The organism is Streptomyces sp. HUAS YS2 (assembly GCF_033343995.1).
Classification (GTDB): Bacteria; Actinomycetota; Actinomycetes; order Streptomycetales; family Streptomycetaceae; genus Streptomyces; species Streptomyces solicathayae.
Genome location: NZ_CP137573.1, coordinates 7,218,939 through 7,231,617 on the forward strand (window position 1 = coordinate 7,218,939; position 12,679 = coordinate 7,231,617).

Annotated in this window: 12 protein-coding genes; 7 read left to right on the forward strand and 5 right to left on the reverse strand. The window is 74.3% G+C overall.

All coding sequences use genetic code 11. The annotated features are described in order from the left end of the window. Window positions 1-4: 4 nt before the first annotated feature. From R2D22_RS33060 to R2D22_RS33070, 3 genes are all read right to left on the reverse strand, one after another. Window positions 5-613, reverse strand: a complete 609-nt coding sequence (locus R2D22_RS33060) for an Rv1733c family protein (protein ID WP_318108775.1) — start codon at window positions 611-613, stop codon at window positions 5-7. A gap of 82 nt (window positions 614-695) precedes the next feature. Continuing rightward, window positions 696-1,520 (reverse strand): MOSC domain-containing protein, encoded by an 825-nt coding sequence (locus tag R2D22_RS33065; RefSeq protein WP_318108777.1) that lies wholly within the window; start codon window positions 1,518-1,520, stop codon window positions 696-698. 38 nt (window positions 1,521-1,558) lie between these two features. Further along, window positions 1,559-2,029 carry a DUF6643 family protein gene (locus tag R2D22_RS33070; protein ID WP_318108778.1) on the reverse strand — a complete coding sequence of 157 codons (471 nt, stop codon included), beginning with the start codon at window positions 2,027-2,029 and terminating at the stop codon, window positions 1,559-1,561. A gap of 272 nt (window positions 2,030-2,301) precedes the next feature. Between R2D22_RS33070 and R2D22_RS33075 the strand changes: the two genes are divergently transcribed. Beyond that, entirely contained in the window at window positions 2,302-3,636 is a 1,335-nt protein-coding gene (locus R2D22_RS33075; protein WP_318108780.1) for a TerD family protein, read from the forward strand. A gap of 37 nt (window positions 3,637-3,673) precedes the next feature. On the opposite strand, the gene R2D22_RS33080 is transcribed toward R2D22_RS33075, so the two are convergent. Beyond that, window positions 3,674-4,855, reverse strand: coding sequence for a glycosyltransferase (locus tag R2D22_RS33080; protein WP_318108782.1), 1,182 nt, complete (start codon window positions 4,853-4,855; stop codon window positions 3,674-3,676). Window positions 4,856-4,913: 58 nt separating this feature from the next. Here R2D22_RS33080 and R2D22_RS33085 point away from each other — a divergent pair, with 58 nt between their 5' ends. Then, window positions 4,914-5,714 (forward strand): glutamate racemase, encoded by an 801-nt coding sequence (locus R2D22_RS33085; protein ID WP_318108784.1) that lies wholly within the window; start codon window positions 4,914-4,916, stop codon window positions 5,712-5,714. 75 nt (window positions 5,715-5,789) lie between these two features. Beyond that, on the forward strand, window positions 5,790-6,344 hold the full coding sequence (locus R2D22_RS33090; RefSeq protein ID WP_318108785.1) for a hypothetical protein: 555 nt from the start codon (window positions 5,790-5,792) through the stop codon (window positions 6,342-6,344). Window positions 6,345-6,369: 25 nt separating this feature from the next. Here the strand turns inward: R2D22_RS33090 and R2D22_RS33095 are convergent, their stop codons facing one another. Next, window positions 6,370-7,419 carry an O-antigen ligase family protein gene (locus R2D22_RS33095; protein ID WP_318108787.1) on the reverse strand — a complete coding sequence of 350 codons (1,050 nt, stop codon included), beginning with the start codon at window positions 7,417-7,419 and terminating at the stop codon, window positions 6,370-6,372. A gap of 279 nt (window positions 7,420-7,698) precedes the next feature. Here R2D22_RS33095 and lnt point away from each other — a divergent pair, with 279 nt between their 5' ends. From lnt to R2D22_RS33115, 4 genes are all read left to right on the forward strand, one after another. After that, window positions 7,699-9,300 (forward strand): apolipoprotein N-acyltransferase, encoded by a 1,602-nt coding sequence (gene lnt, locus R2D22_RS33100; RefSeq protein WP_318108789.1) that lies wholly within the window; start codon window positions 7,699-7,701, stop codon window positions 9,298-9,300. Window positions 9,301-9,351: 51 nt separating this feature from the next. Next, complete coding sequence (locus R2D22_RS33105; RefSeq protein ID WP_318108791.1) at window positions 9,352-9,834, forward strand: NUDIX hydrolase; 483 nt, start codon at window positions 9,352-9,354, stop codon at window positions 9,832-9,834. Between the two features lie 55 nt (window positions 9,835-9,889). Continuing rightward, window positions 9,890-10,705: a 3-hydroxybutyrate dehydrogenase gene (locus R2D22_RS33110; RefSeq protein ID WP_318108793.1), complete on the forward strand. Its 816-nt coding sequence runs from the start codon at window positions 9,890-9,892 to the stop codon at window positions 10,703-10,705. A 62-nt stretch (window positions 10,706-10,767) separates the two neighbouring features. After that, the gene (locus R2D22_RS33115; protein WP_318108795.1) at window positions 10,768-12,675 is read left to right on the forward strand and encodes a helix-turn-helix domain-containing protein; all 1,908 of its coding nucleotides are present in this window, start codon (window positions 10,768-10,770) and stop codon (window positions 12,673-12,675) included. Window positions 12,676-12,679 lie beyond the last annotated feature (4 nt).

Here is a 12,679-nt window from a genome sequence, read left to right on the forward strand (position 1 = left end):
CGGCTCAGCTTCCCGTGCCGGCACGGCCCCAGTCGGGACCGCTCCGGGCCCAGTCGCGGTCCAGAACCGCGTACCGCCGGCGTACCAGTCCGCGTACGACCGTCCGCCGGACGAACTCGACCAGGACGGCGGCGAAGGAGGCCGCGCCGAGTCCCGCGAACACCGCGTGCATCCGTGCCGCGTCGGGCGGCATCGGGGCCGTGACGGGCCGGCCGCCGCCGTCCGTCCAGATCGGGAAGGTGTCCCCGGCCCGGGGCGATCTTCGCAGGGTGGACACCTCGCCGGTCCGGGGGCCGCCGTCGGGGGCCGTCCAGCGCGCCACCACGGTGGTGCGCACGGAGTGTTGGCCGGACGCGTCGGGGTTCGTCACGGCCCGGGCGGGGGCGTCGGCCTCGCGCACCACGCGCGCCGTCGTCGGGTGCCGCTCCAGCTGCTGGGTGCGCGCGGCCCGCTGGAGCGAGCCGTCGGCCCGCACGCCGGCCCACAGTCCCAGCGCGGGCGCGGCCAGTACGAGCAGCAGGACGGCGACGCACGCGACCCAGGCCTCGACCAGGTCCGTGGTCCGGCGCAGGGGGTTGTGCCGCCAGCGCCAGAGCCCGGTGGCTGCCCGCACGATCCACACCCCCCTCGGCTCACTGCTCCTGCAACGAGTGTGTCCCGGTGGCGGGTTCCCCGCCCGTCGGCGGGCGCGATCCTCAGTCGAGGATCTTGACCTCGTCGCCGGTCCGTACCATGCCGGTGTGCTCGGGCACCAGGTTCTGACCGAAGATCAGCCGGTTGTCCTGGTTGCGGTGCCGCGCCAGGGTGCGCAGCGGCTCCTTGCCCCGCTCGCCGGTGAGCTGATCGGTCGTCGTCACCACGCAGCGGCCGCAGGTCCTGGCCACGCGGAAGGTGACCTCGCCGATCGCCAGCCGCGTCCAGCCGTCCTCGGCCCACGGAGCGGTGCCGTCGACGACGAGGTTGGGGCGGAAACGGTTCATCGGGAGCGGGCCCTCGTCCGAGTGGTCGCCCTGCGCGATCAGCGAGTTGAGGGCGTCCAGGGACGCGGACGTGGTCACCAGGAGCGGGTATCCGTCGGCGAAGGAGACCGTCTCGCCCGGCAGCGCGTACGCGGGATCGACCGGACGCCGCCGGGCCGGGTCGTCCATGTGCACCAGCCGGACCTCGGCGTCCAGGTAGGCGCTGAACCAGGCGTCCGCCGCGCCGCCCGCCGGGACCGCCTCGACCGGGGTCTCGAAGACCTCCACCCGGATCGTGGCCGACGGTTCCGGTACCTCCACCGTCAGCGGCTCCCGGCCGGGCGCGGACACGCGTATGTCCCCGCCCGCCAGGAGTTCCGCCGACGCCAACGCCATCCGCGGATGACGGCGTTGGGTCACGACCTTGCCCGACGCGTCCACCACGGTCCAGCGGCGGTCACCGGCCAGTCCCCATGGCTGGACCTCCGCCTCGGCGGGCGCGAACCCGCGCATCGCCTTGACCGGGTGGATGTGGACGGAGCGCAGCACAGGATTCGGCATGCCGACCATCTTGCCAGTCGCTCCGTACCCGGAGTCGGTCAGTACCCGCCGCCCTGGTACGGGCGGTTGTACGGGTCGTCGTACGGCGCGGGCGCCGGGACGGGCCGCGGGGCCGCCGGGCGCATGGCCTCGTAGCCGGTCGCCATCGGCCGCTGCGGCTGCGGCTGCTGTGGGCCCGGGTAGCCGCGCGGGCCGACGGGCTGCTGCGGGATGTACGGCGCCGGAGCGTGCTGCAGCGGGGCGGGGGCGACCGGCTGCATCTGCTGCGGGTAGCCGTACGCGCCGCTGTTGTAGGCCGGGGGCGCCGGGCTGGGGGCCGCCGGGAGGGCGGGAAGGGCCGCGGGGAGCGCCGGCAGGTAGCTGCTGCCGGTGTCGTACGCGGGGTTCACTCGGATCGGCGCGATCTGAGGCGTGCCCCGCTCCGCGACCAGGGAGTCGTAGATCGGGGTGTCGGGGAACGACGTGGCGGAGTGGTAACCGCCGCCATAGGTGGCGCGGGGGGAGGTCATGGCACATAAGTTAAGCCCACGATGTGCTGGTTGGGGAGCCCGATAAGAGGGTTGTTTGACGCGTTCCGAGCGACCACTGATTCCCCAATGCGAGCGAACGTGACAAAAACGGGCGACAAGCAGGGCAATGATCGTGTAAAGGCCGAGCTGGAGGGGGGTTACCGGCGGGTCCCGGAGTGCACTTCGACAGGTCTTCACGACCACTTCCGCCCCGCGAGAAGGCTCCTTCGGAATAAGTTGGCGTACGAAATCTCCGTGCACACGGACTCGCGATGGGGGCGATCATGTCCATGCTTAAAGGTGCCAATGTTCCGGTGCCGGCGCGGAGTGTCCGCGTCGAATTGGGCTGGCGTTCAGCCGCCGGCGTCCCGGACGTCGACGCCTCGGCACTACTCCTCGTGTCGGGCAAGGTGCGCTCCGACGCGGACTTCGTCTTCTACAACCAGCCGGCGCACGCCTCGGGCTCGGTCCGGCACGACGGGAAGCGGCCCGTCGGCGGCGCCGTCACCGACACCCTGACCGTCGACCTGGACCGCGTCGAGCCCGCCATCGAGCGGATCGTGCTCGCGGCCTCGTCCGACGGCGGCACCTTCGGGCGGGTGCCGGGACTGTACGTACGCGTGGTCGACGCCGGGTCCGGCTCCGAGCTCGCCCGTTACGACAGCACCGACGCCACGGTCGAGACCGCCTTCATCCTCGGCGAGCTGTACCGGCGCCAGGGCGCCTGGAAGTTCCGGGCCGTCGGGCAGGGTTACGACTCGGGCCTCGCGGGCCTCGCCACGGACTTCGGCATCGCGGTCGACGAGCCGCAGCGCCCCGCGGCACCCGCCCCGGCCCCGGTGCGGCCCGCTGCCGGCGCCGCCTCGTCCATGGCCGCCCAGCCCACCATGCCGTCCATGCCGACGGCCTCCTTCACCCACACCCCGCCCCCGCGGCCGGCGCCGGCGGCGCCCACCCCGCCGCAGCCCGTGCGCCTCTCGAAAGTCACCCTGACGAAGGACGCGCCGGTCGTCTCCCTCGCCAAGCAGGGCGGCACCTCGGGCGCGATGCGGGTGAACCTCAACTGGGAGGTGCGCCGCCAGTTCTCCGGCTGGGGCGCCAAGCTCGGCCGGGCCGTAGCCCAGCACTCCGACCTCGACCTCGACCTGTGCGCCCTGTACGAGCTCACGGACGGACGCAAGGGCGTCGTCCAGGCGCTCGGCAACGCCTTCGGCGCGCTGCACCACCCCCCGTACATCCACCTCGACGGCGACGACCGGACCGGCGCGTCCACGTCCGGCGAGAACCTCACCATCAACCTCGACCACCGCGACAAGCTCCGCCGGGTCCTCGTCTTCGTCACCATCTACGAGGGCGCGCGCAGCTTCGCCGACCTGCACGCCACGGTCACCCTCCAGCCGCAGCACGGCGCGCCCATCGACTTCTCGCTCGACGAGTGCACCGTCCCCTCCACCGTCTGCGCGCTGGCCCTGCTCACCAACAACGGCGGCGACCTCGTCGTCCAGCGCGAGGCCCGCTACCTGGTGCCCGCGCGCGGCGTCAGCCCGCAGCGCACCGTCGACCACGCGTACGGCTGGGGGATGAACTGGACTCCGGGCCGCAAGTGAATCGGTTCGCCTGCCGGGCGCTCCGCCGCTTCGCGTGTCAGCGGTCCGGCGCGGCCTCGGGACGGGCGTACGTACGCCCCTTCCAGGCCGCGCCGCGCCCGCGGTAGTGCTGCACCGCCGAGTCGACCGTCATGAGGAGATAGAGGAAGGCCGTGAACGGCAGCAGCGGCGCGAGCCACAGGGACTGCCGGTAGTAGCGGAGCATCGGCAGGTACGTCCCCACCATCACCACCCAGGCCGCCGCGCCGGTCCACGCCGCCGCCCCGTCGCCGGTGCACAGCCCGACCGCCAGCGTCACCGGGGGAGCGAGGTAGACGACCGCGAGCCCCGCGACCGTCCCGATCAGCAGCAGGAGGCTGTGCCGCAGCTGGGCGTACGCGCTGCGCGACACCATCCGCCACAGGTCGGCGAGGCGCGGATACGGTCGGACGCTGTCCACCCGCTCCGCGAGCCCGAGCCAGATCCGTCCGCCGGACCGCTTGACCGCCCGCGCCAGGGACACGTCGTCGATGACCGCCTGCCGGATCGAGTCCGGCACCCGCGCCCGCACCGCGGCCTCGGTGCGCAGCAGCACGCAGCCGCCGGCCGCTGCCGCGGCCCGGGCGCGCGGGTCGTTGATCCGGCGGAACGGGTAGAGCTGGGCGAAGAGATAGACGAAGGCCGGAACGATCAGCCGCTCCCAGGCGCTCGCCACCCGGAGCCGGGCCATCTGCGACACCAGGTCGAGCCCGTTCGCCCCGGCCGCCGCGACCAGGCGGCGCAGGCTGTCCGGCTCGTGCGCGATGTCCGCGTCGGTGAGCAACAGGTACGCGGGCTCCTCCCGCGCCGTCGCCCTGGCCCGCGCGATGCCGTGCTTCAGCGCCCACAGCTTGCCCGTCCATCCCGGTTCCGGTTCGCCGGGCGAGATCACCGTCAGCGGCAGACCGCCGAAACCGTCCGCCAGTTCGCGCGCCAGCTTGCCGGTGCCGTCCGTGCTCCCGTCGTCGACCAGCACGATCTCCGCCGGCCCCGGGTAGTCCTGAGTCAGCAGCGACGGCAGGCTCACCGGCAGCACCTCGGCCTCGTCACGCGCCGGTACGACGACGGCCACGCGCGGCCATTCGGCCGGCTCGACCTGCGCGGGGAGCCGCTGGTCGGTCCGCCAGAAGAACCCCTGACACAGCAGCAGCCACCCCCAGGCGGCCAGCGAAACCACGGCGATCCACGCAACTGGGCTCATTCGCCGCAGTCTGCCCCAGATTGCCGGGAGTGCAAGGGTGGTCGGTTAGGGTGACCGGGTGAAGATCGCCCTCATGGACTCCGGAACGGGCCTGCTCGCCGCGGCGGCCGCGGTGCGCCGGCTGCGGCCGGACGCCGACCTGGTGCTCTCCTGCGACCCCGACGGCATGCCCTGGGGCCCGCGTACCCCCGACGACATCGCCGAGCGCGCGCTCGCGGTGGCCCGCGCGGCCGCCGCCCACGAGCCGGACGCGCTGATCGTCGCCTGCAACACCGCCTCCGTGCACGCGCTGCCCACCGTGCGCGCCGCGCTGGAGCCCCGTATCCCGGTGATCGGCACCGTCCCCGCGATCAAGCCCGCCGCGGCGAGCGGCGGCCCCGTCGCGATCTGGGCGACCCCCGCGACCACCGGCAGCCCGTACCAGCGCGGACTCATCAGCGAGTTCGCGGCCGGCGTCGAGGTCACCGAGGTGCCCTGCCCCGGCCTCGCCGACGCCGTCGAGACGGCGGACGCGGCGGCCGTCGGACGGGCCGTTGCCGCGGCCGCGGCGCTCACCCCGGACGACGTCCGCGCGGTCGTCCTCGGCTGCACCCACTACGAGCTGGTCGCCGACCTCATCCGAGCCGCGGTGCGGCCCGCCGGGCGGACGCCCGCAGGCCTGCCGCCCCTCGTTTTGCACGGCTCCGCCGGGGCAGTAGCCGCACAGGCGCTGCGCCGCGTCGGCGCGGAGCCGGCGCCCGAACGCGCCTTCACCGGTGGTCTGACCGTGCTGCAGAGCGGACGCGTCTCCGACCTGCCGGAGGCCGCCCTGGCCTACCCGGAGGGCAGGCTGCTCGGGGCGGTCGCCTCCGCCCGCTGAGGCCGTAGGTCCATCTGCCCGCTGTGGTGGCTGTGCGAAGCGCCGGGTGAGCGGAACGTGAGTAGGCTGCTTCTCATGAGGGACCACCCCCGAGACGAACGGCGCGGCGAAGGACCCGTGCCCGAGATCTGGACCGGTCGGGCGACCAACCGCGTGCAGTGGGTGCTGGCGGCCCTGGGCGCGGCCTTCATGGCGCTCGGCATCGAGCTGGCGGTCGACAATCCGTGGACCTCGGGGATCGCCCCGCTGCTGATGGCCGTGATCGGCTGTGTGCTGGCCGGACTGCTGATGATGTTCGGCACCCTCGCGTTCGTGCACGTCGCGGTGAAGGTCGACGCCCGCGCGATGGAGGTCCGCTGCGGTCACATGGGCGTGCCCCGGCGCCGCATCCCGCTCTCGCACGTCGTCGGGGCGGATTTCGCCCCGCAGGTCGACCCGCGTCAGTGGGGCGGCTGGGGTTACCGCTGGCGTCCCGAGAAGGGCACGGCGGTCGTGGTCCGCCGCGGCGAGGGCCTGGTCCTCACCCTCGGCGACGGCCGCAGCTTCACCGTCACGGTCGACGACGCGGAGGTGGCCGTGCGGGTCATCCGCGGCCACCTGCGGCGCTCCACCCCCACGGCGGGCGTGTAGGCGCCCCCGTTCAGGTCCGTGGGTCCTACGGCTCCGCGTCATCAGGCCCCGTGGACGTAGCCGCCGGTTCGCGGGCCGTGGCCAGCCCGGCCAGGAGGCCGGCCGCGACGGTGACCGGGGTGAAGCTCAGCGCATTGCCGACCGAGGCCACGACCGCGAGCGCGGCGAGCGTCGCGCCGGCGGTGAGGACGACCGAGGTCGGGCGCGGCGAGGACGCGAGGCCCCACAGCAGCCAGCCGTACGCGGCGCCGAGCAGCACGACCCCCGGCACTCCCTGCTCCGCGGCCTGCTGGAGCGCGGCGGAGTGCGGCTTGCCGTCCGCGTACAGGGTCTGCTGGGCTGTCGGGCTGAGCTCCCCGAAGCGGTCGGGGCCGACGCCGAGGAGCGGGTCCTGCCGGACCATCGCGACCGCGTCCCGCCACAGCAGCACGCGGTGGCCGGTCAGCAGCCCCTCCGCGGAGTCCGCAGGCCCCTGCGGCAGCGCGTCCGTCGCGACCGCCCACGACCCGCCGACCACCAGTCCCGCCGCGAGCGCGAGGCCCGCGAGCCCGAGGACCCGGCGGCGCATCCGTACGGCGGCCAGCGAGCAGAGCAGCACGCCGAGCGAGGCGATCAGGCCCACGGCCGAGCCCAGGACGGCCGCGGCACCCACGGCGGCCACGGCCAGCGCCCGCAGCGCCGTGCGCAGCGGCCCCGGTCCGGCCGCCGCCGCGGCGCAGCAGGCCGCCCCGGCGGCCAGTGCGAGCAGTGCCGCCGACGCTCCGGTACGTCCCATCGGCACGGCGGCGTCCACCGCGCCCGGCACCCCGTCCCCGGGGAACAGCACCAGACCCAGCAGGCCCAGCGCCGCCGCTGCCGCCGCGGCGACCGGCAGCAGCGTGCCGACGATCCGGCCCACGGCGTACCCCGCGCCGACCGCGAGCACCGCGAGGACGACCCCCTCGGGGCGGGCGTCGCGACCGGAGGCGCAGACCAGCGCCCACAGCACGCAGGAGCCCAGCACCAGGACCCCGGCGACATCGGTGGCGCGCCCGCGTTCGCGCACGGTGGGCCGTTCGGCCACTCGCGCAGTCATCCCCGTCGACCCCCCGACTGTGACAGGCCCCGCGCGCATGCCGATCGGGCCGCGCGCCGGAGCCGCCGTCACCGTAACGGCAGTGGAGGGGATGTGGGGAGAGTTTGTGCAGGAACGTTGCGCCATCTCCGGAAACAGGTCGCCGCGCCGGGAGGTGAGGGCTGCGGTACCGGCACGAGGACGGCTGCGGCAGCGCCACGACAACGCGGCGGTATCCCCGCGCTCAGCAGGCCGGGCCGACCTCCGCCGCGTCCCGCCGCCCACCGTAGACTCCGCAGGGTGAGCACCACGATGACTCCCGTCGACGCGTCCGAGCCCGCCACACCCCCCGCCCGGGGCCGTCGGCTGCCGCGGCGCCTCGCACGGCCCGCGGCCGCGGTGCTGTCCGGGGTCCTGCTCTACCTGAGCTTCCCGCCCCGACCCCTGTGGTGGCTGGCGCTGCCGGCCTTCGCGCTGCTCGGCTGGACCCTGCGCGGTCGTCGGCCGCGGGCCGGCTTCGGCCTCGGCTACCTCGCCGGCCTCGGGTTCCTCGCGCCCCTGCTGATCTGGACCGGCGCGGTCGTCGGCCCCGGCCCGTGGATCGCCCTGGTCGCGGCCGAGGCCGTCTTCGTGGCCGCCGCGTGCCTCGGTATCGCGGCGGTGTCCAAGCTCCCGGGCTGGCCCCTGTGGGCCGCGGCGGTCTGGATCGCGGGGGAGGCGGCCCGGGCCAGGGTCCCGTTCGGCGGCTTCCCCTGGGGCAAGATCGCCTTCGGGCAGGCCGACGGCCTGTTCCTGCCGCTGGCCGCCGTCGGCGGCACGCCCGTCCTGGGCTTCGCCGTGGCCCTGTGCGGCTTCGGCCTGTACGAGGTGCTCCGCCGGGCCGTCGCCCACCGCCGCACCGGCAGTCTGCCGCGCGGTCCGCTCGCCGCCGCCGTGGCCGCCGTGCTCGTCCCGTTCGCCGGAGCCGCCGCGGCCCTCCCGCTCGTCGACGCGAGCGCCGAGGACGGCACCGCCACCGTCGCCGCCATCCAGGGCAACGTGCCGCGCCTCGGTCTGGACTTCAACGCCCAGCGCCGCCAGGTGCTCGACAACCACGCGAACCGCACCGCCCAGCTCGCCGAGGACGTGGCGCGGCACAAGGTCAAGCAGCCGGACTTCGTGCTCTGGCCGGAGAACTCCTCCGACATCGACCCGTACGCCAACCCCGACGCGTACGGCGTCATCGACCGGGCCGTGGAGAAGATCGGCGCACCCACCGTGATCGGCGCGGTGCTCGCGCCCGAGACGGGCAAGCTGCGCAACACCCTCATCGAGTGGGACCCGAAGAAGGGCCCGGTCGCCACGTACGACAAGCGTCATGTGCAGCCCTTCGGCGAGTACATCCCGATGCGGTCCGTCGTACGGATCTTCAACAGCAACGTCGACCGGGTCAGCCGTGACTTCGGGCCGGGCAACAAGATCGGCGTCTTCGACCTGGCCGGCACCCGCGTGGGACTCGCCACCTGCTACGAGGCCGCCTTCGACTGGGCGGTCCGCGACACGGTCACGCACGGCGCCCAGCTCATCGCCGTACCCAGCAACAACGCCACCTTCGGGCACAGCGAGATGACCTACCAGCAGCTCGCGATGTCCCGGGTGCGGGCGGTCGAGCACAGCCGCTCCGTGGTCGTGCCGGTGACCAGCGGCGTCAGCGCGATCATCGCGCCGGACGGGCAGGTCGTCCGGAAGTCGGCGATGTTCACCCCGGACGCGCTGGTGGAGGACGTGCCGCTGCGCTCCTCGCAGACCCCGGCCACCCGGATGGGGATCCTGCCGGAGCTGCTGCTCGTCGGCCTCGCGGCCGGCGGCCTGGGCTGGGCCGCGGTACGGGCCCGCAGGGCGCGCGCGGGCCGCGCGGCCTGACGGTGGACGATCCTCCGACCCGAAGATCCACAAGGATCTAGGGTCGGGGGTATGGGTACTCCCGATTTCATTCGCGACCTGCGTGCCACCGCCGGTCATCAGCTGCTGTTCCTGCCCGGCGTGAGCGCCGTCGTCTTCGACGACCGGGGCCGGGTGCTGCTCGGCCGCCGGGCGGACAACGGGCTGTGGGCGATCGTCGGTGGCATCGTCGAACCGGGCGAGCAGCCCGCCGCCTGCGCGGTCCGCGAGGTGTACGAGGAGACCGCCGTGCGCTGCGAGCCGGAGCGGGTGGTGCTCGTGCAGACCCTGCGGAAGCCGGTCGTCTACCCCAACGGCGACCAGTGCCAGTTCATGGACGTCACCTTCCGCTGCCGGGCCGTCGGCGGCGAGGCGCGGGTCAACGACGAGGAGTCGACGGACGTCGGCTGGTTCGAGGTGGACGCGCTGCCGCAGATGAAGCGCTTCTCGCACTTCCGGATCGAGCAGGCGCTCGCCGACGAACCGACGTGGTTCGACCCCATGCCCCCTCAGTGAACTGTGGGTTCGGACCACATCGGTGAGGGGTGGGGCGCTTCATAGGGTGCCGAACATGAGCGCCCCCATTGCACCGGCCGTCACCACCATGGCCCTGCCCGGTTCCGTCACCGTCGACCTCGCCGGTCGCACCGCCCTCGTCACGGGTGCGGCCGGCGGCATCGGCCGCGCCTGCGCGCTGCGGCTCGCGGCCGCCGGGGCCCGGGTCAGAGCAGTGGACCGGACGGCCGACGGGCTCGAGGCGCTGGCCGAACAGGCCACGGGACTGCCCGGCACCGTCGCGCCGCAGCTCCTCGACCTCACCGACCTCGACGCGGCCGAGCGGGCCGCCGCCGGCACGGACATCCTCGTCAACAACGCGGGGCTGCAACTGGTGCGCCCCATCGAGGAGTTTCCGCCCGACGTCTTCCACACCGTGCTCACCGTGATGCTCGAAGCGCCGTTCCGCCTGATCAGGGGCGCGCTGCCGCACATGTACGGGCAGGGCTGGGGCCGGATCGTCAACATCTCCTCGGTGCATGGGCTGCGCGCCTCTGCCTACAAGTCCGCCTATGTGGCCGCGAAACATGGGCTCGAAGGGCTCTCGAAGACCGCCGCTCTGGAGGGCGCGTCCCATGGCGTCACCTCGAACTGTGTGAACCCCGGCTATGTCCGCACTCCGCTCGTGGAGCGGCAGATCGCGGACCAGGCCGCCGCCCACGGCATCCCGCCCGAGCGGGTCGTCACCGACGTCCTGCTCAAGGACTCGGCGCTCAAGCGCCTCATCGAGCCCGAGGACGTCGCCGAGGCCGTGCTCTACCTGTGCTCGCCCCCGTCGTCCTTCATCACCGGCGCCTCGCTCACCATGGACGGCGGCTGGACGGCCCACTGACGGCCTTCCGCGTTCTCCACAGGGCTGGTGCGACCACCCGTACGGCAGGTATCCCTGTGTCCATGTCCCACGAACAGGCCTCCTACCTGGAGCTCCTCGCCCGCGGAGCCGCGACGGAGGCGTACGACAGGCCCGTGCTGCTCGCCCGTGCGAGCGGCGCGGGCCCCGAGGCGCTGGCCGAGCTCGAAGAGGCCAAGCAGCTGGCGCTCCGCGTCCGGGCCGAGCTGGAGGGCCGGCGCCGCCGCGAGGCCGAGCTGTCCGCGCTCTTCGAGACCGCCCACGACCTCGCGGGGCTGCGCGACCTCGACGCCGTGCTGCGCGCCATCGTGCAGCGCGCCCGCTCGCTCCTCGGCACCGAGGTCGCCTACCTCAGCCTCAACGACCCGGTGGCCGGGGACACGTACATGCGGGTCACCGAGGGCTCCGTCTCGGCCCGCTTCCAGCAGGTGCGGCTCGGCATGGGCGAGGGGCTCGGCGGACTCGTCGCCCAGACCGCCCGCCCCTACGTCACCGACGACTACTTCGACGACGACCGCTTCCGGCACACCCGCACCATCGACACCGCGGTACGGGACGAGGGCCTCGTCGCGATCCTCGGCGTGCCCCTCACCCTCGGCAGCCAGGTCATCGGCGTCCTGTTCGCAGCGGACCGGCGGGCCAGGGTCTTCGAACACGGCCAGGTCGCCCTGCTCGGCTCCTTCGCCGCGCACGCCGCCGTCGCCATCGACACCGCCAACCTGCTCGCCGAGACCCGCTCGGCCCTCGCCGAACTGGAGCGGGCCAACGACATCATCCGCGAGCACAGCGCCGTCATCGAGCGGGCCTCGGAGGTCCACGACCGGCTCACCGAACTGGTGCTGCACGGCGGCGGGGTGCACGACGTGGCCGACGCGGTCTCCGAGGCCCTCGGCGGCACGGTCGAGTTCACCGAGGAGCCGCCCGGCCCGGCGCACCTCGCCGGCGGGCACGCCGTGCGGGACGGCGACAAGTGGATCGCCGCGGTGTCGGCGGGCGGCGAGGTGTTCGGCGCGCTGGTGCTGCGCGGGCAGCCGGAGCTGGACCCGGTGGACCAGCGCACCCTGGAGCGGGCCGCCCTCGTGACCTCCCTGCTGCTGCTCGCCCGCCGCTCGGCCGGCGAGGCCGAACAGCGGGTCCGCGGCGAGCTGCTGGACGACCTGCTCGACGCCCCGGACCGCGACCGCAGACTCCTGAGGGAGCGGGCAGCCCGGCTCCGTACCGACGTGGACTCGCCCCATGTGGTGCTCGCCGCGCGGATCGACCGCGCCGGAGCGGGCGGCGAGGGCGGGGCGGGTGCCGAACCGGCCGGCGGCGTGCGCGAGAGCGCCGACCGCCAGCGGCTGTGGTCGGCCGCCTCGCATCTCGCCGCCACCCGGCACGGCCTCGCGTCGGCGCGCGACGGCGGCACGGTCCTGCTGCTGCCGCTCGGCCCCGGGGACACCGCTGCCGAGCTCGCCCGGCAGACCGCCCGGCACCTCGGCGGCGCGCTGCGCGAGCCCGTCACCGTGGGCGCCTCCGCGCCCGTCGACGCCCCCGCGGCCCGGCCGGGCGACGTGGCCACCGCGTACGAGGAGGCCCGCCGCTGCCTGGACGCGCTGAGACTGCTCAACCGGTCGGGGGACGGCGCGGCGGCCGAGGACCTCGGCTTCCTGGGCCTGCTGCTCGCCGACTCCCGGGACATCGAGGGCTTCGTCGCGCGCACGATCGGCGAGGTCGTCGCGTACGACGAGAAGCGGGGGACGGACCTGCTGCGCACGATGGAGGCGTACTTCGCCAGCGGGATGAGTCCGGCCCGAACCAAGGACGACCTGCACGTCCATGTGAACACCGTGGCGCAGCGCATCGAGCGGATCGGCCGCCTGCTCGGCCCGGACTGGCAGTCCCCGGCCCGAGCCCTGGAGATCCAGCTGGCGCTGCGGCTGCACGCGATGTCGTCCGCGGTGGCGCGCTGACGGC

Bases quoted from the DNA above. Each gene is read 5' to 3' on its own strand.
- R2D22_RS33065 (WP_318108777.1), bottom strand. From the start codon at position 1,520: ATGCCGAATCCTGTGCTGCGCTCCGTCCACATCCACCCGGTCAAGGCG.
- R2D22_RS33070 (WP_318108778.1), bottom strand. From the start codon at position 2,029: ATGACCTCCCCCCGCGCCACCTATGGCGGCGGTTACCACTCCGCCACG.
- R2D22_RS33075 (WP_318108780.1), top strand. From the start codon at position 2,302: ATGGGGGCGATCATGTCCATGCTTAAAGGTGCCAATGTTCCGGTGCCG.
- R2D22_RS33080 (WP_318108782.1), bottom strand. From the start codon at position 4,855: ATGAGCCCAGTTGCGTGGATCGCCGTGGTTTCGCTGGCCGCCTGGGGG.
- R2D22_RS33090 (WP_318108785.1), top strand. From the start codon at position 5,790: ATGAGGGACCACCCCCGAGACGAACGGCGCGGCGAAGGACCCGTGCCC.
- R2D22_RS33095 (WP_318108787.1), bottom strand. From the start codon at position 7,419: ATGACTGCGCGAGTGGCCGAACGGCCCACCGTGCGCGAACGCGGGCGC.
- R2D22_RS33105 (WP_318108791.1), top strand. From the start codon at position 9,352: ATGGGTACTCCCGATTTCATTCGCGACCTGCGTGCCACCGCCGGTCAT.
- R2D22_RS33110 (WP_318108793.1), top strand. From the start codon at position 9,890: ATGAGCGCCCCCATTGCACCGGCCGTCACCACCATGGCCCTGCCCGGT.
- R2D22_RS33115 (WP_318108795.1), top strand. From the start codon at position 10,768: ATGTCCCACGAACAGGCCTCCTACCTGGAGCTCCTCGCCCGCGGAGCC.